Genomic DNA, 21,986 nt, shown 5'->3' on the forward strand with positions numbered 1-21,986 from the left:
GCAGATGACCGAAACCGGTCCGACCACGACCTCGGATTCGAGGCCCGCCGTCGGCGAGCCGTCCGACTGGCACTGGATGTGGGAGACCTACGTCTGCGGGCTGTGCATTGCGGCGATCGTCGCGGTCGTGCTGCTGCGGAACACGATCGGCGGCAACGTACCGGTGGCCTGCGGCTCACTCACCGCGATGGTCGCGATCGTTCTGGTGTTCGGGCGCAACATCATTCACGATGCGGATCCGATTGCCGGCCCGGTGCGGGCACGCACGGCGACGTTCGTGGCTGTGATGATCGGACTGTGGCTCGTCGCGCTGCTCGCAGCGGCGCCGGCCGTCGCGGCCATCCCGGCGCTCTATCCGCTGATCTTCGCCACGCTGCCGCTGGCAGCGGCGTTGACGCTGACCTTCCTGGTCACTCTCGCACCGTTGGGCCTGGCCGTGGCAGTCCACGGGCTGGCGTGGCCGAGCCTGCCTCCGGTGGCGGCGGTAACACTGGTGGGTGCGGTGGCAGCCCCGATCATCGGCACCACGATCATGACGACCATGCGCCAGCGGCAGCAGCTGGCCGAGACGGTTGCCGAGCTGGCAGCCAGCCGGGCCCAGGCCGCTGAGTTGTCACGCGAGGCGGGGGTGGCCGCCGAGCGCGAGCGGCTGGCCCGGGAAATCCACGACACCCTGGCCCAGGGGTTCACCAGCATCGTGGCGCTCGCCCAGGCGGTGCAGGCCGAGAGCGACAGCGATCCGGCCGCCGCCGCCCGGCATGTGGAGCTGATCCGCAACACCGCGCGAGACAACCTGGCCGAGGCCCGCACCATGGTGACCCGATTGACCCCGGCCGCCCTGCAGGAGGGCACACTGTCCGCCGCGCTACGTCGCCAGTGCGAACGCCTGGCCGCCGAAACCGGCATCGTCGTCGACATAGATATCGACGACGACCTACCGCAGCTCGGCATGGCCACCGATGTGGTGTTGCTGCGCAGCGCCCAGGAGGCGATGACGAACGTGCGCCGGCATTCCCAGGCCAGTGGACTCCAGGTCCGGCTCCAACCCACGCCGGACGGGGTACGACTTTCCTTGTCCGACAACGGCGTCGGCCTACAGCCCGATCACGTCGACGGATTCGGCCTGCGCGGAATGCAGGCCCGGCTGGATCAGGTCGGCGGCACCCTGACGCTGTCGGTGCCCGACGGCGGCGGTGTGCGGGTCGTCGTGGCGGTGCCGGCATGACGACCGTCCTGCTGGTCGATGACCATCCGGTGGTCCGCGAGGGGCTGCGCGGCATGATCGACGCCGAGGAAGACCTGACCGTGATCGGTGAGGCCGGCTCCGGGGCCGAGGCGATCGGACTGGCCGGAAAGCTGTGTCCCGATGTCATCTTGATGGATCTGCGGATGCCCGGGATCGACGGCGTCACCGCCACTGCACAGATTCTGGCCGACAATCCTTCGATCCACATCGTGGTGGTCACGACGTACGAAAGCGACACCGACATCCTTCGCGCCGTCGAGGCCGGGGCGACGGGCTACCTGCTCAAGGACGCATCCCGCGCCGAGTTGGCCCGCGCGGTGCGCGACGCGGCGCGCGGCAAGACGGTGCTGGCCCCTGGGGTTGCCGACCGGTTGGTGAACGCGGTCCGGGCGCCCGCGGTGACGTTGTCGGTGCGGGAGGCCGAGGTGCTGGCCCTGGTGGCCACGGGCGCCACCAACGCCGATATCGGCCGCGCCCTGCACATCAGTGAGGCCACTGTGAAGACGCATCTGCTGCGGGCATTCCACAAACTCGGGGTGTCCGATCGCACCGCGGCCGTGACGAAGGCGATGTCGCTGGGGCTATTGGGCTGACAACCGCTGGACCGCAGCGGCGATGCGCTCGTCGGTTGCGGTCAGGGCGACCCGCACATACTGCGCCCCGGCCGGACCGTAGAACTCGCCCGGCGCGACGAGGATCCCACGCTCGGCCAACCACGTGACGGTGTCGCGGCAGGCCTCACCGCGAGTGGCCCACAGGTAGAGCCCGGCTTCGGAATGCTCGATGGTGAACCCGGCCGCCTGCAGTGCCGGCAGCAGAACCGCTCGACGCTGCGCGTACCGCTCGCGTTGCACGGCTTCGTGCTCGTCGTCGTCGAGGGCGACGACCATCGCGGCCTGCACCGCCGTCGGCACCATCATCCCGGCATGTTTGCGGACCGCGAGCAGTTCGGCGACCACAGCCGGGTCACCGGCGACGAACCCGGCGCGGTAGCCGGCCAGCGAGGAGGTCTTGGACAACGAGTGCACGGCCAGCAGCCCGGTGTGGTCACCGTCGCAGACCGACGGATGCAGGACACTGAGCGGCTCCCCTTCCCAGCTCAGGCCCAGGTAGCACTCATCGGAAGCGATGAGCACGCCGCGGTCGCGGGCCCAGGACACCACCTTGCGCAGGTGGTCGGCCGGGAGCACCTTCCCGGTGGGATTGCTGGGTGAGTTCAGGTAGATCAGCGCGGGACGCTGCGGACCCAGCTGGGTCAGTGAATCGGCGCGCAGCACCTGCGCCCCGGCCAGCAGGGCGCCGACCTCGTAGGTCGGGTAGGCGAGCTCTGGGACGACGACGGCATCGCCGGGGCCGATCGCCAGCAGCGTCGGCAGCCAGGCGATCAGCTCCTTGGTGCCGATCACCGGCAGCACCGCATCTGGTGCCAGGTCGGTGATCCCGTACCGGCGTCGCAGCGCCGCTTCGGCCGAGGCGCGCAGTGCCGGGGTTCCGGCCGTCGTCGGATAGCCGGGGGCGGAACTGGCGGCGGCCAGGGCTTCCCGGATCACCGGCGCCACCGGGTCTACCGGAGTACCTACCGAAAGGTCGACGATTCCGTCGGGGTGCGATCGGGCCAGAGCGGTGACGTCGGCCAGGGTGTCCCACGGAAACTCTGGCAGTGTCGCCGAACGACGCTGTCGCACCACGTCAGTCTCGAAGCCGGATTCGACTGTGCTCAGTCCTCGGCCTTGGCCGGCAGATCCTTGATCATCTGCGGATCGTTGTCGGTCTGGCCGACCTTGGAAGCGCCGCCGGGTGAGCCCAGCTCGGAGAAGAAGTCAGTGTTGGCCTGCGCGTAGCTGCTCCACTGGTCCGGCACATCGTCTTCGTAGTAGATGGCCTCGACCGGGCAGACCGGTTCGCACGCGCCGCAATCCACACACTCGTCGGGGTGGATGTACAGCATGCGGGCACCCTCGTAGATGCAATCGACCGGGCACTCTTCGATACATGCCTTGTCTTTGATGTCGACGCAGGGTTCGGCAATGACGTACGTCACTGATGTCTCTCCTGTCCAGTGGGCTGCTGGGCTCGGTGGTCGGGACTCTGATGAGTTCGACGTCACAGTATGCGTTGCCCATACTTGGACGCTCGTCTCAGTGTGCCCTAACTTCACGCGCCATCCGGTCAAGGGTGGCGCGCGTAGTAACTGATACTAAACGTTGCACATACACCGCGCCTAGCCGCCCGACCGATTCCTTCGACCCGGCCCAAATCAGTCAATTAGTTGCATAGGACCGTCGGTCCCACCTACTCTGCGGACATGGGGTTGACCTATCCGCATCTTTTGTCGCCGTTGGACCTCGGCTTCACCACGCTGCGCAACCGGGTGGTGATGGGCTCGATGCACACCGGCCTCGAGGACCGCGCCGGTGACACCGCGAAGCTGGCCGAGTACTTCGCCGAGCGGGCCCGCGGCGGCGTCGGGCTGATCATCACCGGCGGCTACGCGCCGAACCGGACCGGCTGGCTGCTGCCCCTCGCCTCACAACTGGTGTCGTCCACAGAAGCGCGGCGCCACCGCCGGATCACCGGCGCTGTGCACGAGGCCGACGGCAAGATCCTGCTGCAGATCCTGCATGCCGGACGCTATGCGTATCACCCGCTCTCGGTGAGCGCATCGTCGATCAAGGCTCCGATCAACCCGTTCAAGCCGCGACGACTGCGTGATGTCGAAGGCACCATCGACGATTTCGTCCGCTGCGCACTGCTGGCCCGCGAGGCCGGTTATGACGGCGTCGAGATCATGGGCAGCGAGGGCTATCTGGTCAACCAGTTCCTGGCACCGCGCACCAACAAACGCACCGACGCGTGGGGCGGCACCCCGCAGAAACGCCGCCGCTTCCCCGTCGAGATCGTGCGACGGGTGCGTGAGGCGGTGGGCTCCGACTTCATCATCTGCTATCGCCTGTCGATGGCCGATTACGTCGAGGACGGTCAGACCTGGGAGGAAATCGTCGCCCTGGCAACGGAAGTCGAGGCCGCCGGAGCGACGATCCTCAACTCGGGCTTCGGCTGGCACGAGGCCCGGGTACCCACGATCGTCACCTCGGTACCCAACAGCGCGTTCGCCGACATCAGCAGTGCCGTGGCCGAGCACGTCTCCATCCCGGTGGTGGCATCCAACCGGATCAACATGCCGCAGACCGCCGAACAGATCCTGGCCGACACCCACGTCCAGTTGATCTCGATGGCGCGGCCCCTGCTCAGCGATCCGGACTGGGTACTCAAGGCGGCCGAGGAGCGTGCCGACGAGATCAACACCTGCATCGCGTGCAATCAGGCCTGCCTCGACCATGCCTTTGTGCACAAGAAGGTTTCGTGTCTGCTCAACCCCAGGGCCGGGCGGGAGACGACACTGGTGCTCAGCCCGACACGTCGGGCCCGTTCCGTGGCCGTCGTCGGGGCCGGCCCGGCCGGGCTCGCCGCCGCGGTCAACGCCGCCCAGCGTGGCCACCGGGTGACGCTGTTCGAGGCGGGATCGGCAATCGGTGGCCAATTCGACCTGGCCAGAAGGATTCCCGGCAAGGAAGAGTTCAACGAGACCATCCGGTACTACACGACGATGCTCGACAAGTTCGAGGTCGACGTGCGGCTGGGGGTTCGAGCCGGGGTCGACGACCTGACCGGCTTCGACGACGTGGTGCTCGCCAGCGGGGTGACGCCGCGGCTTCCCGCCATTCCCGGGATCGATCATCCGAAGGTCCTCACCTACGCCCAGGCCATCACCGGTGCGTACGTGGGCAAGTCGGTGGCGGTGATCGGCGCCGGCGGAATCGGCTTTGATGTCAGCGAATTCCTGACGACCGACCAGTCGCCGACACTGAACCTCAAGGAGTGGAAGGCCGAGTGGGGCGTGGCCGATCCTCAGGAGGCCCGTGGCGCGCTCACCACTCCGCTGCCCGCGCCCGCCGTTCGCGAGGTGTATCTGCTGCAGCGCACGAAAGGCCCGCAGGGCCGCAGCCTCGGCAAGACCAGCGGATGGGTGCATCGAGCCTCACTGAAAGCCAAAGGAGTGCATCAGCTTTCCGGAGTGAACTACGAGCTCATCGACGATGACGGTCTGCATATCAGCTTCGGTTCCGAACGCCGGGATCGACGCGTGCTCCCGGTCGACAACGTGGTGATCTGCGCCGGACAGGAATCGGTGCGTGATCTCGAAGAGGACCTGCGGCGCAACGGGATCGAACCCCACATCATCGGGGGCGCTGCCGTGGCAGCCGAACTCGACGCGAAACGAGCAATCAAACAGGGCACCGAGTTGGCCGCTGCGCTCTAGGCCTGCCTAGTTGCTGTTCAGCCGCTCAGTTGCGCGACGCACCGGTCGGATTCCACAAACGGGCGTAAGCCGTCGACCGTGACCGGCGCCTCCCAGGCCGTCATCGCCCCCTGCATCAGACCCAGGTGGACCGGGCAGATCACCTCGGGGCGTACCCGCGCAATTTCCAGAAACGGACAGTGCCGCAACGCGATTTCGTTGCCCACGGCGTCGGGCTCGGGGGCGAAGCCGAGGTCGTCGAGCAGGTCCACCAACTTCTCCACCGGTGTTCGGTCGGACACTTCGGATCGGGCGACCGCCAACCGGGCACCCATCCTGCGCCCCGCTGCACTGGTGCCCGCACCCGGCGCTGCCTCGGCCGCGACCGATTCGGCCAATGCCTCGGCGAGCAGCCGGTAGTCCCGTGGACCGCCGGGGTCCATGCCCCCAACCGCGGCGAACAGCTGCGGTGGGCGCCCGGGCTTGTCACGCGCCTCGGCGACCCGGCGGATCTGTTCCTGCTCGAGGAGGGCATCGAGGTGGAATCGCACGGTGTTGGCGTGCACATCGAGTTGTTCGGCGATGGCCGCGATGCTCATCGGCGCGTCAGCGTCGCGCAACACGGTCAGGACATCGCGGCGTCGCCCACGGGGTGCGCTCATGACTGTTGTGGCGGCAGGCTCGCCACCAGCGGTGCATCAGCACCCACCGGTCCCAGCTTGGCCGCGCCGCCCGGCGAGCCCAACGGCCCGTCCTGTCCTGGCAGCGTCTCGGAGAAGAACGCGACGTTGTCATCCTTGTAGGCCGCGAACTCGTCGGGTAGGTCGTCCTCGTAGTAGATGGCCTCGACCGGGCAGACGGGTTCGCAGGCACCGCAGTCCACACATTCGTCGGGATGGATGTAGAGCGCGCGCGCACCCTCGTAGATGCAGTCGACCGGGCATTCGTCGACGCACGCGCGATCCATCACATCCACACATGGCTTGCCGATCACGTATGTCATGGCTCATAGTTTATACAAGGTTAGTTTGTAAAAACTGGAGCAACGCGATGACGGCACATACAACCTCATCAATCAGCACCGACCTCGCCAGCACGCGACCATTCCCGCCGCGTCTGGGGCCACGCGGAAATCTGGTCTACAAGCTCATCACGACCACCGATCACAAGCTGATCGGAATCATGTACATGGTCGCCTGCTACGTGTTCTTCTTCACCGGCGGATTGATGGCGTTGTTCATCCGCACCGAACTCGCCGAACCGGGGCTGCAGTTCCTGTCCACCGAGCAGTACAACCAGCTGTTCACCATGCACGGCACCGTGATGCTGTTGTTCTACGCCACCCCGATCGTGTTCGGATTCGCCAATCTCGTGTTACCCCTGCAGATCGGCGCACCCGACGTCGCGTTCCCAAGGCTCAACGCGCTGTCATTCTGGCTGTTCGTATTCGGCGCACTCATCGCCCTCGCCGGGTTCATCACCCCCGGTGGCGCCGCAGACTTCGGCTGGACCGGTTATGCCCCACTGAGTAACGCCATCCACTCCCCCGGCGCCGGCGGTGACCTGTGGATCTTGGGCCTGGCCGTCGCCGGTCTCGGCACCATCCTCGGAGCCGTCAACATGATCACCACCGTGGTGTGTATGCGCGCACCCGGCATGGTGATGTTCCGGATGCCGATCTTCACCTGGAACATCCTCGTCACCAGCATTCTGGTGCTGATGGTGTTCCCGCTGCTGACTGCCGCACTGTTCGGCCTGGCCGCCGACCGTCACCTCGGTGCCCACATCTACGACCCGGCCAATGGCGGAGCCATCCTGTGGCAGCACCTGTTCTGGTTCTTCGGCCACCCCGAGGTCTACGTGGTGGCGTTGCCGTTCTTCGGCATCGTCACCGAGATCATCCCGGTGTTCAGCCGCAAACCACTGTTCGGCTACACCACTCTGATCTACGCGACGATAAGCATCGGCGCCCTGTCGATGGCGGTCTGGGCACACCACATGTTCGCAACGGGAGCCGTTCTGCTGCCGTTCTTTTCCCTCATGTCATACTTCATCGCCGTGCCGACCGGCATCAAGTTCTTCAATTGGATCGGCACAATGTGGAAGGGACAGTTGACCTTTGAAACACCCATGCTGTTCTCGGTGGGCTTCATGGTCACGTTCCTGCTCGGCGGACTGTCCGGTGTCATGCTGGCCAGCCCACCGATCGACTTCCACGTCACAGACAGCTACTTCCTGATCGCGCACTTCCACTACGTGCTGTTCGGCACCATCGTGTTCGCCTCGTTCGGAGGGGTGTACTTCTGGTTCCCGAAGATGACCGGCCGGTTGCTCGATGAGCGCCTCGGCAAAATCCATTTCTGGTTGACGTTCATCGGTTTTCACACCACATTCCTGGTACAGCACTGGCTCGGCAACGAGGGCATGCCGCGGCGCTATGCCGACTACCTGCCGTCGGACGGTTTCACCACACTCAACGTGGTTTCCAGCATCGGCGCCTTCATCCTGGGCGTCTCGATGCTGCCGTTCGTATGGAATGTCTTCAAGAGCTGGCGCTACGGCGAACCGGTCGTCGTCGATGACCCGTGGGGCTACGGCAACTCACTGGAGTGGGCCACCAGTTGCCCGCCCCCGCGGCACAACTTCACCGAGCTTCCCCGGATCCGTTCCGAGCGACCGGCTTTCGAGTTGCACTATCCGCACATGGTCGAGCGGATGCGGGAAGAGGCGCACGTGGGCCGGCATTGAATGTGAAGCCACTGCGAATTTTTCGCAGTGGCTTCACGGTGGCTTCACATTCGCGGACTCAGGCCTGCTTGAGTGCCTCGATTTCGAGGGTGATGGTGACCTTGTCGCCGACGACGGTGCCGCCGGTCTCCAAGGGCATGTCGATGTCGATGCCGAAGTCCTTGCGGTTCAGCACGACCGAGGCCTCGAATCCTGCGACGGCGCCCTGGCCCATGCCGGGGTTCACACCGTTGTACTCGAGCTTGAGGGAAACGGGCTTGGTCACGCCCTTGAGGGTGAAGTCGCCGTCGACGATGTAGTCGTCACCATCAGGCCGCACGCCGGTGGAGACGAAGGTAGCGGTCGGGTGGTTCTCGGCGTCGAAGAAGTCTGCGGACCGCACGTGCGCGTCGCGCTGCTCGTTGCGGGTGTCGATGGAGTTGACGTCGATGGTGGCGCTGACCGACGGGGTGCCGTCCTCGGCGACGGTAACCGCACCGCTGAACGTCTCAAAGCTGCCGCGAACCTTGCTCACCATGAGGTGGCGGACCGAAAAGTTGATCGACGAGTGCACGGGGTCGATGGCCCAGGTGCCTGCGGTCAGGTCGGTGGCTACTGCTGCGGTCATGGTGTCTCCTTGGGTTGTGCGGCCCGGTCGATCCGGCACCTTCACTGGAGACAACCGGACTGCAGTCCGATTCCATTCCCGAATTTCAGAATTTTTCTGCCGATCTTGAGCCCGGCGGCGCATCATGCTCTGGTCAGCAATCTTCATCACTGTTAATTTCAAGATCGGACCCACTGGTATGCGCCTACTTTCTTTCGCCCTGGTCTGTGCCGTAGCAACGACGATTCTCGCCACTGCACCTACCGCCAACGCGTACCCGAATTGCGCTGCAGCGCGCGCTGCCGGCGCCGCCCCCCTCTATGCGGGGCAGCCCGGCTACAGCTCGAAGCTGGACCGCGACGGCGACGGCATTGCCTGCGAGACCGGTGGCGGCTCGGCATCCGGCAGCCAAGGACTCCCGCTGTATGGCGGCGGTCCGGCGGCAACCAGCCCGGCGCCACTCGCCCCGGCGGTTCCCGCGAGCCCAGGCACAGGCACAGGCACAGGCGGCTACACCACCGTCGTCAATTGGACCGGCGCGAACTGCATCGGCATCACAGCACCGTCCGGCCCGGCAGGCACTCTGCAGACCGGCACGCACTGCGGCGGGCAGGCGACGTTGTTCAGCAGTGGCGTCGGCGACCAGATGGTCGGTGCCGATCCCATCATCGGTGACGCCGGGAGCCTGGCCTGCGAGATCCTCAGCGGTCGGTTGATGGACTCAGGTACCGCCGGCGACGGGCACGACGTGAACTGCCTGACCCGCGCGAGCGCGCTGTCGTAACTCCGCGAGCGACCGCGAGGTGCCGAAAGCTAGGCCGCCAGCGGCGAGTAATCCGTGGACCGCTGACGGGCGGGGCGACCGATGCCCTCGGCGATCGCGACGAGCTCGGCCACAGTTTTGGCCGACCCGTTCTCGGAACCGGCCATCCGGGAGATGGTCTCCTCCATCAACGTGCCGCCCAGATCGTTGGCACCGCCGCGCAGCATCACCTGGGTCCGCTCGATACCGAGCTTGACCCAGCTGGTCTGGATGCTCGGAATCCTGCCGTGCAACATGATCCGGGCCAATGCATGTACGGCGCGGTTGTCGCGGTGCGTCGGCCCGGGACGGGAACCTCCGGCCAGGTACAGCGGTGAGGACTGATGCACGAACGGCAGCGGCACGAATTCGGTGAAGCCGCCGGTCTGGTCCTGGATGCCACGGAGCACATTGAGGTGGCCGACCCAGTGCTTGGGTGTGTCGACGTGGCCGTACATCATCGTCGACGACGAACGCAGGCCCACCTGGTGCGCGGTCGTCACGACGTTGATCCACTCCGAGGTCGGCAGCTTGCCCTTGGTCAGCACCCAGCGCACCTCGTCGTCGAGGATCTCGGCGGCAGTGCCGGGGATCGACCCCAGCCCGGCCTCGCGCAGCGAAGTCAGCCATTCCCGCACGGACAACCCGCTGCGGGTGACGCCGTTGGCGATCTCCATGGGTGAGAACGCGTGCACGTGCATCGAAGGCACCCGCGCCTTGACGGCCCGCACCAGGTCGGCGTAGCCGGTCACCGGCAATTCGGGGTCGATGCCGCCCTGCATGCAGACTTCGGTGGCACCGGCGACGTGCGCCTCCCAGGCCCGGTCTGCCACCTCGTCGGTGGACAGCGAGTAGGCATCGGCGTCGCCCTTGCGCTGCGCGAAGGCGCAGAACCGGCAACCGGTGTAGCAGATGTTGGTGAAGTTGATGTTGCGGTTGACGACGTAGGTGACGTCATCGCCGACGACATCGCGACGCAGCGAATCGGCCAGTGCGGCAACGGCCTCCAGTGCCGGACCATCCGCAGTGGCCAAAGCGAGGTACTCGTCGTCGCTGCAGCCGCCCGGATTGCGTTCGGCGGAGCGCAACGCGGCCAGCACATCGGTGTCGACGCGTTCGGGGGCGCGGGCGGCCAGTTCGTGCACCTTGGCGCGGATCGACTCCCAATCGCCGAACGCGCTGTCCAGGTCGCTGCGGGTCTCGGTGAGCCTGCCCTCGGAGTCGATCGCGGAGTGCAGATCGATACGGCCCAACGATTCGGATGCTTCGTCTGGCTCCTGCCAGGGCCGGCCGACCGGATTGACGTCAAGGGCGAACCCGGTCTCGGGATCAGCCAGCGCATCGACGTGCCCGCGCACCCGCGGATCGATCCAGGCCGCACCGGCCTGCACGTACTGCGGTTGCGCGGTGAGCCGCTGCACCAGGTCGTAACCGGCCTCGGCGGTGACGCCGGCCAGATCGTCCAGGGCGGGCCAGGGCCGTTCGGGGTTGACGTGATCGGGGGTCAGTGGTGACACGCCGCCCCAGTCGTCGACGCCGGCGCCGATGAGCGCCAGGCATTCATCACGCGACACCAGATTCGGCGGCGCCTGGATCCGCATCTTCGGGCCCAACACCAGGCGCGTCACCGCGATCGTCGCGATGAAGTCGTCGATCCCGGTGTCGGGCGTCGAGGCCATCGCGGTGTGGTCCTTGGCCCGGAAGTTCTGCACGATCACTTCCTGAACGTGCCCGAACTCTTTGTGGGACTTGCGGATTGCATGCATGGTCTCGGCACGCTCGGTCAGCGTCTCGCCGATGCCGACCAGCAGGCCGGTGGTGAACGGGATCGACAGCCGGCCGGCATCGTCCAGAGTGCGCAGACGGACCGCCGGATCCTTGTCGGGGCTGCCGTAATGGGCCTCCCCCTTGTTCTCGAACAGGCGCCGGGAGGTGGTCTCCAGCATCATGCCCATCGACGGCGCGACGGGCTTCAGGCGAGACAGCTCCGACCAACTCATCACGCCGGGATTCAGATGCGGCAGCAGGCCGGTCTCCTCGAGCACGCGAATGGCCATGGCCCGCACGTAGTCCAGGGTGGAGTCGTAGCCGCGCTCGTCGAGCCACTGCCGGGCCTCGTCCCAGCGATCCTCGGGGCGGTCACCCAAGGTGAACAACGCCTCCTTGCAGCCCAACTCGGCACCGCGGCGAGCCACGTCGAGAATCTCGTCGGGCTCCATGTACATGCCCGTGCCCGCCGCGCGCAGCTTGCCGGGCACGGTCACGAAGGTGCAGTAGTGGCAGGTGTCGCGGCACAGATGCGTGACGGGGATGAAGACCTTGCGCGAATAGCTGACCGGAAGCCGGCCGTCGGGACCACGCCGGCCCGCCGATTCCAGGCCCGCATCGCGCACCCGCGCGGCGCTGGCACACAGATCGGCCAGATCCTCGCCGCGGGCGGTCATCGCGATCGCGGCCTCGTCGACGTTGAGGGTCACGCCGTCCCGGGCCCGCCGTAACACCCGGCGTAGGGCCGCCGAAGTGGTCGGCGCGCTGGGCGCAGCAGACTTCGGTGGGACGGCCGGGGTGGGCAGATCGGCGCCGTGCTGGGGGTTCAGAGCCACTTCCGTGTAACCCCGTCGTTGTGCACGATCATCCACGCGTCTCACATTCTGAAACCAATGCGCCCGGCATACCGGCCACAGTAGACCCAGCATGTAACCGCAACGCGGGGCCCTTAGGGGACACACAACTTAAAGGTGCGACGAACGGGTTCCCGACCACGTAAGTTATTTCCGTCGGGAAGGGGATACCGGAGGAGTCGTGATGTCCACAAGTGTTCGTTCGTATCTCGTGGCGGGAGCCGCCGCAGCCACCGCCACGGCCATCGCCCTCGCCCCGGTACAAGCGGCCCCGGCGGACATCGCCGTCCCTGCGCACCCGACATCGACCCAGCCTCAGCTGACGCAGGCGATGATCGATCTGCTCGCTGCGGCGAGCCGGATGACCGCCGCGGTGGCACCCAAGGTGTCCACCGAGTCCGGCGCCCCCACACCGGGAGTGGCCCCGACAGCGGCGACGACCGGGGATGTCGGTGTCCAGAACGCGGCCGGCGACTGGCTGACCTCGGCCTACCAAGGCATCCAGTATTGGGTGGATTACGGCGTCGACCTCGCCCAATGGGCCTTCGGCTTGGTCCCCTACGGCTACCTCATCGGCGACCAGATCGGCATCTTCTATGACACCCTGATCCGGCCGATTGCCAACGGCTACTTCTACGGCTGGCTGGTTCCGGTCGTCAACGATCCGCTGAACCCCTACGTGTGGTCGAACGGGTTCGTCAATACGGTCAATGCAGCAGTCAACGCCGGCATCAATTTCGGCATCGCCGAGTTCAACTACTTCTTCGGCTGGATCTTGCCGCCGCTTCCGCCACGCCCGTTCGCCGCTACGCAATCACTGGCCGCCGCACCCGGCGCCCTCTTCCCGGGCCTGCGCGGTCTCGTCGGTGATGTCGTGTTGCCACCCGCCGACTTCGTGACCGATGCCGCGGTGAACACCATCAACGGCGCCTACGACGTCGTGCACAACGCGACCAACTTCGCGGTCAACGGGGCTGACAACGTGCTCGATTCGCTGCGGCTGAACTTCCTCAGCCGCCAGCTCGACATCAACTACAAGCTGGTCAGCGCGCTGTCCAGCCAGGGTGTCGGCCTGACCACCGATCTGATCCAAGTCCCTGACCGCTACCTCAACGACGTGCTGAAGAACGGCCAAGGGCTACTCGAGGCCGCAGGCACCGAAGCTCGCTTCGTCGGCAACAGCTTCACCTCGCATGGCAGCAACGCGCTCAACGCCGTCGGCAATTACGTCGACGACCAGATCAACTACTTCACCCCCAGAGTCGCCGCGACCGAGACGAACACCGACGAGGTGGCGAATGTGCCGACCTCGGTGCGCGCGTCGTTGCAGGCCCCGGTCGACACGGCCAAGGACACGACACCGACGCTGACGAGTCCGGTCACCAACCGCAACGTCCAGACGAAGACGGCCGACAAGGCGACGGACGTGCAGTCGCGAGTTCAGACCCGGGTCCAGAGTGCGGTCGATGCCGCGAAGAAGGTCGGCGACGACACACGTGACGCGGTGAAGACGGCCGTCAAGAACGTCACGCCGAAGCCGAAGGTGAAGAAGGAAAAGACGGCTTCACCCACGAATTCAAAGCCGAGCGATTCCAAGCAGTCCAAGGACTCCAACGACAACGGCAAGTCGAACAAGGACAGCAAGTAATAGGTCAGCGGCGGTGACGCCGTCGCAGCATCGCCACCGGTGGTAGCGCGCCGGCGGCGATGAATATCAGCGAGCCGTAGGCCATCAGTCCCGGACCGGCGAAGATGATGTCACCGCCGGGTCCACCGAAGGTCATCGCGACGACGGTGGCCAGCCAGGTCCACAGCGGCAGCGCCGCCATCCGCATGGAGTCGGTCCAGTACATGGCCGCCCACACAAGCGCGGTATTGACCGCTCCGGCGGCCAGCGCGCTCACCGGGAACGGGATCGATCCAATATATGAAGGCAGCAGAAGGGCGCCTACGACGGCCGAGATGATGCCGTCAACCGCGAGCAGTGCCAGGACGACGCGGCCCAGCACAAGGTCGGAGGGCGGGGTCAGGTCGGCATGCTGTCGAGCAGACCGACAAGCGAACCCACCACCCACTGGAAGTTGTCCGCACGGTCCTGCCAATGCTGCAGGTTCGGATCCAGATCGGGGTCCATGAATGTCCCTTCGACGCCTCTGATTGACCGGAGCTTACCGCGTTCGGTTCGGCTATTGCAGATGCAGTCCCGTCAGCAGGTCGGTTTCCCACCCGCGCGCATCGCGCTCGCCCGCGTCGCCCGATACGAGCACGTAGTGCTCCTCCCCGAGCAGTGGCAGGGCGAGGTTGTTGGACAGTGCGAATGCACTGCCGTCGGCGGCGACGGTGACCTGGGTGGCGTGCGCCCGCATCGCGGCGACCTTGGCGGGCAACTGGGCGCTGGCGTCGACGACTGCGTCGATCCGGTCGTCGGCGTACCCGAACGGAACATCCCCGACATCGATCCGGATCCAATCCGCCGGCACGCCCTGTAGGCCTTGGAGGCCGGTCCGCATCGCGGTGCTGGCCATGACCGTCCAATAGAACTTGGGCACGGCCCATCCTGCGGCCGCGACGGCCTCGGTGGTGACGCGGTGAGCTTGTTTGTGGTCGGGGTGCCCATACCCGCCGTCGGGGTCGTAGGTGACGACGACGTGCGGTCGCATGTCCTCGATGATGCGCACGAGTTCACTTACCGCTTCATCGAAATCGGCGTCGATGAAACGCTGTTGCTTGCGTGCCGGTGAACCCTCCATGCCCGAGTCCCGCCATCGACCGGGGCCGCCGAGGAATTGCGGTCCGCCGATACCGAGCGCGCTCAGCGCCTCGGTCAGCTCGCTGATCCGATATCCGCCGAGTTGATCGGCGTGGTCGACAGCCAACCGGGCATAGCGGTCGCCGATGACCTCCCCCTCCTCTCCGAGCGTGCACGTCACCACACGGACGTCGGCGCCGCGCGCCGCGTAATGCGCGATCGTGGCACCGGTGGTGAGGGTTTCGTCGTCCGGATGGGCGTGGACGAACAACAGGCGGGGCGTTTCGCTGGGCATCGTGACCGACGATAGCGACGCGCCGGTGGCCGCGCAGAAAGACGCGCGCCGCCGCACATCCGCGCCTACATTCACTCAAGTGAACCGGCGCGAGCTTGAGTTCGGCTGCAGCATCGTCGTGATCGGGTTGTTGGCCGGCCTCGCAGGGATGGCGACGACGATTCTCCTGCACTTCGTCGAACACCTCACCTACCACTTCACATTCGGTCCGCTGCTCAACGGCGTGACCGACAGCAGCCCGGTGCGACGCACGGTCGGACCGATGATCGGTGGAGCACTGGCCGGTTTCGGCTGGTGGATTCTGCGTCGGCATTACGAGGTTCCCGGACTGGCCTCGACCATCGCCGATCACCGGCCCATCCCCCGGGTTGCGATGACGCTCGATGCCGCGCTACAGGTTCTGATCGTGGGCGCGGGTGCATCCCTGGGCCGCGAGGGCGCGCCCCGTCAGGTAGCCGTGGTACTCGGTGATGCCGGCACCTCGCGGTGGGCGCTGACACCTCGTGACCGCGAGATTCTGCTCGCCTGTGCAGCGGGCGCCGGACTCGGAGCGGTGTACAGCGTCCCAGTCGGTGGAGCCTTGTTCGCGATCCGGATCATGATGCACACGTGGCACCCGCGAGCCGTCGGCGCCGCGTTGATCACCTCGGCACTCGCCGTCGCGGTGGCTTCGCCGGTGACACATGTGCGGGCACCGCTCGATTGGCCGAAACCCGAACTGTCGTATCTACTCACCGCCTTCGCCCTGGTGCTGGCGCCGCTGGCATTCGCGGTGGGGGCGGCGTTCAACCGGATCATGGCGATGGCGCGGCCCGCTGCACCGGTCACGTCGTGGCTGATCATTCCCGGCGTTGCCGCGGCGGGACTGCTGGTGGGCCTGGGTTCGGTGTGGTTGCCGGAGCTGCCGGGCAACGGCAAGAGCATTCTCACGGTCAGCCTGAACAGTGCCCTGACGGTGGGCGCGGCGGCGGCGATACTGCTGCTGAAGCCGATCCTGACGGCGATCTTTCTGCGTGCCGGCGCGGTGGGCGGCATGCTCACACCGTCGCTCGCAACCGGCGCGGCCCTGGGGTCCCTGATCGCCCTGTCGATCAACACCTGGACCGAACAGACCGTGAGCGTTGCAGCCGTGTCGTTGACCTGTGCCGCTGGAGTGCTTGCGGTGACGCAGCGCGCGCCGATTTGGGCAGCGCTGTTCGTCTGGGAGCTGGCGCGGCCGCCGTACTGGGTACTACTGCCCTTCCTCGCGGCGGCGCTGGCGGCCCACGGGCTGCAATCGCTTGCCGAGCGGCGCTGAGCGGGTTCGTCCATCGCGGTCGCCGGCACGTCCGGAGCTACAAAGACTCAATAGCATCTAGATAGTTTGCGAAACGAACGGTTTCCACGCTTGGGAAACTCCGGGCGCTCGATTAGCGGAGCATTCGATCAATATTCTTTGCTAGCTACAGCGAGAATACTGCGATCCGAGGGCCAAGCCCGAGTGAGAACCCTGCGAAACAGACCATAAAGAGGTACCGAAGTTGCCAATAGCAACTTTATAGCAGACACATCCAGAGAACGTGGCAGCAGGTGCTTGGATCACACAAATTCTTAACGGGACCGGCACGCCACTTCCCACGAGCCGGACCAGGAGGACCGGCGGCATGGACCGGTGGGAGAACAGTCCCGCACACTCCCCAATACCGGCATCAACGGGGCAACAAACGGGCCGTCCAGACGGCCCGCTTCTTGCCGCGTGACCCACCCCGAGAACCGCTCAATGCCGTCGGACACAACGGCGACACTCCGACACAACCTCGGAGCCACCGCATCAACGGAGCCCCAAACACCCTATCTACCTGCGGGTATAGTTAAGCTCCCATGCCCGCCGCGCACATGCGGGCGCGAATTGCTGAATCGTCGATGTTGCACCCCGCACGTCGGCGGCACCCCGGACCAACGGCGCAGCACGTGCAATTCACGCAAATCAACTCCGAGACGCGGTGACCCGCCTTTGGTCGCGCATCCGCACACGTCGCCAGATGCAGCTATCCCTGTGGGTACGAGTTTCACGGGTCGGATGGAGCTGACGCCGACCGCCGAGAAAGTACGGACAATTCTTTGCCATGACTAAGCGAATCGCGAAGCCTCCTTGCTACCGGCTACAGATAACGAGCAAATGCGCAGCGGAGGAGCAAAATTCGGCAAAACCAATTTCAAAGAATTGGTTGGTTACTTATCTGGCTCTCAGGTACGGTTTGCTCGTCCAAGATCCACACCACCCCAAGGGGAAACCATGGAAGTTGCTGCACGGTCATATCTCACTGCCGGAATTGCGGCAGTCGGGGCGACTGCATTGATTGCTAGTCCGATCGCTCCCATGCCGCCGGACATCACCGTCAGGGCAGACGAGCTGTCGTCGGTGTTCGCCGACTACACCCCGACGGCGCTGAGCTCGGCGCTGCTGGGTCTGCCGAGCACGGCCGCCATACGCGATGCGATCGGCAATCTGGCCCTTGGCGGGCTGGGGGCGTTCAACATCGGCTTGGCGGGCGCTGCCGATGTCGCCGACATCGGCGCAGTGGCGTTCTCCGACATCGCATCTTCGATGGCGCTGACCGGCCAGACCATGAACACCGCGTTGGTGGCGGGCTTCCTCGCCGCGATCGGGTTCGAGGTTCCCGCCGGTGCGAACGCCTCGGCAGCGGCGGCGACCACACTGGTCAGCACCGCCGACGTCCGCGATGCCATCGGTAATCTGACGCTCGGCTTCCTGACGGCGGTCAACGCCGGCCTGGGCGGGCTGGCCGATGTCGCAGACATTGGCTCCGTGGCGTTCTCCGACATCGCCGCGTCGCTGGCACTGACCGGACAAACCGTCGCGACCGCGCTGACCGCCGGGTTCCTCGCCGCCATCGGTTTCGAGATGCCGGCCGAAGGTGGCGCGGTCACCGCGTCCGCAGCGAGAACGATGGTCAGCACCAACGATCTTCGCGACGCTGTCGGCAACTTGACCCTGGGCTTCCTCACGGCAGTCAATGCCACCCTGGGTGGGCTGGCGGACGTGGCTGACATTGGGGCCGTGGCGTTCTCGGACATCGTGACCTCTCTGGCGGTCACCGGTCAGACCGCCGCCACTGCACTGACGTCCGGATTCCTGGCCGCAATCGGCTTCGACATCCCGCAGACGGCGGCGAGAACCGCCGCGGCTGCAATGGTCAGTCCCAGCGGCGTCCGTGATGCCGTCGGCAACCTGACCTTGGGCTTCCTCGGGGCCTTCAACGCAGGTCTCGGTGGTCTTGCCGATGTGGCTGACATTGGGGCCGTGGCATTCTCGGACATCGCCGCGTCCCTGGCACTGACCGGGCAAACCGCCGCCACCGCACTGACAGCCGGATTCCTGGCCGCCATCGGCTACCAGGTCCCGACCGAGGAGCAGACCAGCTCACTGGCGGCCGCGACAATGGTCAGCCCGAACACCATCCGCGACGCCGTCGGCAATCTCACCCTCGGTGGGCTGGCGGCGTTCAACGCCAGCCTGGCCGGGCTGGCCGACGTGGCCGACATCGGCGCGGTGGCATTCTCCGACATCGCCTCGTCCCTGGCGCTGACCGGACAAACCGCCGCCACCGCACTGACAGCCGGATTCCTGGCTGCCATCGGCTTCCAGCCGCCGGTGGAGCAAGCCTCTGCCACGGCCGCATCCCTGGTCGGCCCCAGCGATATCCGCAACGCAGTAGGCCACTTGACCTTGGGTGGGTTGGCGGCGTTCAACGCCAGCCTGGCTGGGCTGGCCGACGTGGCCGACATCGGCGCGGTGGCATTCTCCGACATCGCCTCGTCCCTGGCGCTGACCGGACAAACCGCCGCGACTTCCCTCACTGCCGGATTCCTGGCGGCCATCGGCTTCCAGGTCCCCCAGCCCCAAACACCGGAATCGGTTGGGCCGGCATCACTTCCGCAGACCAAGGCATTGGTGAGTGTTTCGCTTCCCAAGGCAGAGGTCGCCAAGGACGAGGTCGTCGATGTCAAGCAGGCGACCACCGACGTTGCCGTGGACAAGGCCGGGGCTGTGAAGGAGGTAGCCATCAAGGATGCCGACAGCGGGATCACGGTCACGAAGGACGATGCCGTGAAGGTCACGGACGAGAGCACCGGGAACACGACGGTCACCGTGAAGGACGGCACCGTCAAGGAGACCGAGAACAGCACCACCGGCCAGACCAACGGGTCGGACACCGACACCGGCAGCAGCACCGGTAGCGGGAGTGGCACCGGAACCGACAGCGGGAGCGGAACCGGCGCCGGAAGTGGCACCGACGGTGACACCACCACACCTGCGCCTACTAAGCGGGATGAGCGCAAGCAACTCCGCAATCAGCAGAACCAGGATCGCAAGACCGCCCGCCAGGAACAGAAGGCAGACCGGGCGGACAACCAGCAATCCACTCGCGCCGAGCGCACCACCGAGCGCAAGGCCCAGGCCACCGAGCGTAAGCAGCAGCGGCAGGCCGACAAGCAGGAAAGGAAGACACAACGCCAGCAGCACAACGGCTCCAGCAGCGGCGGCTCCGACAGCGGCAGTTCCGAGTAGGAGGTAGACGTACCGGGTGAGCCCCAACCTCACCCGGTACCGGCCCCGTTTCCCGCGATTCCCCCCGTCGCCAGGAAACGGGGCCGCTCCGCGTTCAGGCCGCAAGGCGTGGCCGTCGATGACGTTTCTCGCTGGCGGCGGGGAGCCCCGAGCCGACGGCGGACTGACCGACTACGGGCAAACCGCGACAACGAAATCCGTAGTTTTCAAAACTGACCGACACTGTCACTTAGTTGCCAGTGCAAGCAGTTCATCGACTGGCCATCCCGGCGGTCCGACGAGTGTCCGGTGTCGCACCCAGGGGCCTCTTGTTTTACAGATCACATCAGTATGTCCAATGTGCGTGCGCTAACTTCCCCGCCCGGCAAGCGCGGACATTACCGCTGGGTAACCTAACCGGACTTATCGACCGAGCCTTCGCTGGCAACTTAGTGACATAGATAGTCACATCTTTGCTATGAGGATCAGACGCCGTGGACAATAACGCTACGCACAGTATCGCAATAACGTGTCGCGACCACGGGAAATCCCGACTACCAGCAATATCTCAGATACTCGGCGTTCATTTGCGGAGCGATACAAGGGTTCCGAGGACCTGAAAATTAGTTAAGAAAATTTGCAGACAACCCAACTTACTTTGGGGTAACTTCTGCGCCGACGTTAGTTACGCTCCCGTAAGGAGATTCAATGCAGCTCGCTTCCCGGTCATACCTGGCCGCAGGCGTGGCACTCGTAGGTGCCAGCGCCATCGCGGTCAGCCCGATGGCTCCGTCCGTGCCGTCCACCGCGCCGGTACACATGCCGGTCGCCCTGACGGCCGCCGTGGACAACCCGTTGACAGTCTTCCAACCGGTGGCGACCGCCACGCAGACGTTGATCAGCAACATCATCGAACGCCAGACCACCAATCCGGCCCCGATCCCGCGGCAGCTCGTCGAGAACGCCGTCGCCGGTTACCAGGTGGCGATCAGCACGCCGCCGGTCTGGCAGATCGCGAAGGTCCTCGCCGACGGAGTCATCGCCGCCCAGAACTTCGGCCCCAACCTGGCCGCGCTCGGTGAAACTACGTCTGCAGCCGGGACTGCTCTCAGCGAAGCCCTGAGCCAGTTGGCCGCCGGCCTGCCCGCCGGGCTTGAGGCCGCGGCCGCAAAGATCGCCGCCGGTGACGCCGGTGGTGCCCTCGACGGCCTGGTGCAGGACGGGATGCAGCCCCTCATCAACATCTTGATCTTCGCGGTGTCCCCCGAGATCAACGCCGTCGGGCATGTACTCAACATTCCGCAGCCGCTCATCGACGCTGCGACGGAGACCGCACTCGGAGTCGTGATCGGACTGGCCGCCTCTACGGTCGGCGTCGGGTACGACCTGGACGGTCAGCCGCGAGCCATTCTGAAGCAGGCTCTCGTCGGAGCTCAGGATGTGGCGAACGCCGTCGCCACCGGCGATCCGGTCAAGGTGATCAACGCCGTCCAACACGGCATCGCCGATTTCGCCGAGAGTGTGGTCTTCCAAACCGACGCGACGATCTCAATGGGCAACTACATCGAGGACACTTTCGCCAACGCCCTCAAGCAGATCAAGCCCAAGCCGTACACCCCGCCGATCGACATCCCCACCGCCAAGGCTCTGGCCGCTCCGGCACCCGTGGCGATCGAGGTCTCGACGCTGACGGCGGAGACGCCGGAATCGGCACCAGTTATCAACGCGGGCAATGTCTCTGACGCCGTCGCGGACGCCACCGATGGTACGGCTGCACCAAAGGCCGACGCCTCGGACACCGCTGCCGGCGCCGGTGCGGACGCGACCGACAGTGACGACACCACCAAGGTCGCCACCAAGCTGTCGACCAAGGCTTCGCCGAAGGCCGCCAAGGGACAGGCAAAGGAGAACTCCGCCAAGGCAGTCCGCACCCAGGTGAAGTCCGCCGTCAAGAAGCTCACCGACGGCCTGAAGAAGGACAAGACCGGCGTTCAGAAGGGCGCGGAGAAGAAGGCTCAGTCCTCGAGCGGCTCCGACAAGAGCTCCGACAAGTAACCCACAGCACCACCCGGCAGGCCCCTCCATCA

The 21,986-nt window shown here is 65.8% G+C and carries 17 protein-coding genes; 9 read left to right on the forward strand and 8 right to left on the reverse strand.

Features of this window, described 5'->3' with window-relative positions:
* The first annotated feature begins 4 nt into the window (after nucleotides 1-4).
* Together AB0I14_RS28190 and AB0I14_RS28195 are read left to right on the forward strand one after the other, a co-directional pair.
* On the forward strand, nucleotides 5-1,225 hold the full coding sequence (locus tag AB0I14_RS28190) for a sensor histidine kinase (protein WP_358028960.1): 1,221 nt from the start codon (nucleotides 5-7) through the stop codon (nucleotides 1,223-1,225).
* Nucleotides 1,222-1,839 carry a response regulator transcription factor gene (locus AB0I14_RS28195; RefSeq protein WP_358028962.1) on the forward strand — a complete coding sequence of 206 codons (618 nt, stop codon included), beginning with the start codon at nucleotides 1,222-1,224 and terminating at the stop codon, nucleotides 1,837-1,839. Before AB0I14_RS28190 ends, AB0I14_RS28195 begins: the two co-directional genes overlap by 4 nt.
* Here AB0I14_RS28195 and dapC read toward each other — a convergent pair.
* Nucleotides 1,828-2,934: a succinyldiaminopimelate transaminase gene (dapC, locus tag AB0I14_RS28200; RefSeq protein WP_358028964.1), complete on the reverse strand. Its 1,107-nt coding sequence runs from the start codon at nucleotides 2,932-2,934 to the stop codon at nucleotides 1,828-1,830. The genes AB0I14_RS28195 and dapC overlap by 12 nt on opposite strands.
* 29 nt (nucleotides 2,935-2,963) lie before the next feature.
* Nucleotides 2,964-3,287: a ferredoxin gene (gene fdxA / locus AB0I14_RS28205; protein ID WP_358028966.1), complete on the reverse strand. Its 324-nt coding sequence runs from the start codon at nucleotides 3,285-3,287 to the stop codon at nucleotides 2,964-2,966.
* Nucleotides 3,288-3,551: 264 nt separating this feature from the next.
* On the opposite strand from fdxA (AB0I14_RS28205), the gene AB0I14_RS28210 reads away from it, so the two are divergent.
* Nucleotides 3,552-5,567, forward strand: coding sequence for an NADPH-dependent 2,4-dienoyl-CoA reductase (locus AB0I14_RS28210; RefSeq protein ID WP_358028968.1), 2,016 nt, complete (start codon nucleotides 3,552-3,554; stop codon nucleotides 5,565-5,567).
* A 17-nt stretch (nucleotides 5,568-5,584) separates the two neighbouring features.
* Here the strand turns inward: AB0I14_RS28210 and AB0I14_RS28215 are convergent, their stop codons facing one another.
* Nucleotides 5,585-6,208: a helix-turn-helix domain-containing protein gene (locus AB0I14_RS28215; RefSeq protein WP_358028970.1), complete on the reverse strand. Its 624-nt coding sequence runs from the start codon at nucleotides 6,206-6,208 to the stop codon at nucleotides 5,585-5,587.
* Nucleotides 6,205-6,549 (reverse strand): ferredoxin, encoded by a 345-nt coding sequence (gene fdxA / locus AB0I14_RS28220; RefSeq protein ID WP_358028973.1) that lies wholly within the window; start codon nucleotides 6,547-6,549, stop codon nucleotides 6,205-6,207. The genes AB0I14_RS28215 and fdxA (AB0I14_RS28220) overlap by 4 nt, the downstream gene beginning before the upstream one ends.
* 47 nt (nucleotides 6,550-6,596) lie before the next feature.
* Here fdxA (AB0I14_RS28220) and ctaD point away from each other — a divergent pair, with 47 nt between their 5' ends.
* Nucleotides 6,597-8,294, forward strand: a complete 1,698-nt coding sequence (gene ctaD / locus AB0I14_RS28225; protein WP_358028976.1) for a cytochrome c oxidase subunit I — start codon at nucleotides 6,597-6,599, stop codon at nucleotides 8,292-8,294.
* 58 nt (nucleotides 8,295-8,352) lie between these two features.
* Here the strand turns inward: ctaD and AB0I14_RS28230 are convergent, their stop codons facing one another.
* Nucleotides 8,353-8,901: a YceI family protein gene (locus AB0I14_RS28230; protein ID WP_358028979.1), complete on the reverse strand. Its 549-nt coding sequence runs from the start codon at nucleotides 8,899-8,901 to the stop codon at nucleotides 8,353-8,355.
* Nucleotides 8,902-9,079: 178 nt separating this feature from the next.
* Here AB0I14_RS28230 and AB0I14_RS28235 point away from each other — a divergent pair, with 178 nt between their 5' ends.
* Complete coding sequence (locus AB0I14_RS28235; RefSeq protein ID WP_358028982.1) at nucleotides 9,080-9,664, forward strand: excalibur calcium-binding domain-containing protein; 585 nt, start codon at nucleotides 9,080-9,082, stop codon at nucleotides 9,662-9,664.
* Nucleotides 9,665-9,693: 29 nt separating this feature from the next.
* On the opposite strand, the gene AB0I14_RS28240 is transcribed toward AB0I14_RS28235, so the two are convergent.
* Complete coding sequence (locus AB0I14_RS28240; RefSeq protein ID WP_358028985.1) at nucleotides 9,694-12,285, reverse strand: bifunctional FO biosynthesis protein CofGH; 2,592 nt, start codon at nucleotides 12,283-12,285, stop codon at nucleotides 9,694-9,696.
* Nucleotides 12,286-12,487: 202 nt separating this feature from the next.
* Here AB0I14_RS28240 and AB0I14_RS28245 point away from each other — a divergent pair, with 202 nt between their 5' ends.
* Complete coding sequence (locus AB0I14_RS28245) at nucleotides 12,488-13,951, forward strand: hypothetical protein (RefSeq protein WP_358028988.1); 1,464 nt, start codon at nucleotides 12,488-12,490, stop codon at nucleotides 13,949-13,951.
* A gap of 4 nt (nucleotides 13,952-13,955) precedes the next feature.
* Here AB0I14_RS28245 and AB0I14_RS28250 read toward each other — a convergent pair whose 3' ends face one another.
* Nucleotides 13,956-14,312 carry a hypothetical protein gene (locus AB0I14_RS28250; protein WP_358028991.1) on the reverse strand — a complete coding sequence of 119 codons (357 nt, stop codon included), beginning with the start codon at nucleotides 14,310-14,312 and terminating at the stop codon, nucleotides 13,956-13,958.
* A gap of 177 nt (nucleotides 14,313-14,489) precedes the next feature.
* A complete protein-coding gene (gene mshB, locus AB0I14_RS28255) occupies nucleotides 14,490-15,347 on the reverse strand; it encodes an N-acetyl-1-D-myo-inositol-2-amino-2-deoxy-alpha-D-glucopyranoside deacetylase (RefSeq protein ID WP_358028994.1) in 858 nt (285 codons plus the stop codon).
* A gap of 79 nt (nucleotides 15,348-15,426) precedes the next feature.
* On the opposite strand from mshB, the gene AB0I14_RS28260 reads away from it, so the two are divergent.
* The 3 genes from AB0I14_RS28260 (at nucleotide 15,427) to AB0I14_RS28270 (ending at nucleotide 21,954) form a co-directional block, all read left to right on the forward strand.
* Entirely contained in the window at nucleotides 15,427-16,644 is a 1,218-nt protein-coding gene (locus AB0I14_RS28260; protein WP_358029071.1) for a chloride channel protein, read from the forward strand.
* A 978-nt stretch (nucleotides 16,645-17,622) separates the two neighbouring features.
* On the forward strand, nucleotides 17,623-19,920 hold the full coding sequence (locus tag AB0I14_RS28265) for a hypothetical protein (protein WP_358028997.1): 2,298 nt from the start codon (nucleotides 17,623-17,625) through the stop codon (nucleotides 19,918-19,920).
* Between the two features lie 687 nt (nucleotides 19,921-20,607).
* Nucleotides 20,608-21,954, forward strand: a complete 1,347-nt coding sequence (locus AB0I14_RS28270; RefSeq protein WP_358029000.1) for a hypothetical protein — start codon at nucleotides 20,608-20,610, stop codon at nucleotides 21,952-21,954.
* Nucleotides 21,955-21,986 lie beyond the last annotated feature (32 nt).

Origin of the sequence: Mycobacterium sp. NPDC050441 (assembly GCF_040655355.1) — a bacterium.
In the GTDB taxonomy this organism is placed as follows: Bacteria; Actinomycetota; Actinomycetes; order Mycobacteriales; family Mycobacteriaceae; genus Mycobacterium.

Excerpts from the sequence above, each read along its gene's own strand:
- AB0I14_RS28190 (WP_358028960.1), top strand. The coding sequence starts at position 5 with ATGACCGAAACCGGTCCGACCACGACCTCGGATTCGAGGCCCGCCGTC.
- AB0I14_RS28195 (WP_358028962.1), top strand. The coding sequence starts at position 1,222 with ATGACGACCGTCCTGCTGGTCGATGACCATCCGGTGGTCCGCGAGGGG.
- AB0I14_RS28210 (WP_358028968.1), top strand. The coding sequence starts at position 3,552 with ATGGGGTTGACCTATCCGCATCTTTTGTCGCCGTTGGACCTCGGCTTC.
- AB0I14_RS28215 (WP_358028970.1), bottom strand. The coding sequence starts at position 6,208 with ATGAGCGCACCCCGTGGGCGACGCCGCGATGTCCTGACCGTGTTGCGC.
- fdxA (WP_358028973.1), bottom strand. The coding sequence starts at position 6,549 with ATGACATACGTGATCGGCAAGCCATGTGTGGATGTGATGGATCGCGCG.
- ctaD (WP_358028976.1), top strand. The coding sequence starts at position 6,597 with ATGACGGCACATACAACCTCATCAATCAGCACCGACCTCGCCAGCACG.
- AB0I14_RS28230 (WP_358028979.1), bottom strand. The coding sequence starts at position 8,901 with ATGACCGCAGCAGTAGCCACCGACCTGACCGCAGGCACCTGGGCCATC.
- AB0I14_RS28235 (WP_358028982.1), top strand. The coding sequence starts at position 9,080 with ATGCGCCTACTTTCTTTCGCCCTGGTCTGTGCCGTAGCAACGACGATT.
- AB0I14_RS28245 (WP_358028988.1), top strand. The coding sequence starts at position 12,488 with ATGTCCACAAGTGTTCGTTCGTATCTCGTGGCGGGAGCCGCCGCAGCC.
- mshB (WP_358028994.1), bottom strand. The coding sequence starts at position 15,347 with ATGCCCAGCGAAACGCCCCGCCTGTTGTTCGTCCACGCCCATCCGGAC.
- AB0I14_RS28265 (WP_358028997.1), top strand. The coding sequence starts at position 17,623 with ATGGAAGTTGCTGCACGGTCATATCTCACTGCCGGAATTGCGGCAGTC.
- AB0I14_RS28270 (WP_358029000.1), top strand. The coding sequence starts at position 20,608 with ATGCAGCTCGCTTCCCGGTCATACCTGGCCGCAGGCGTGGCACTCGTA.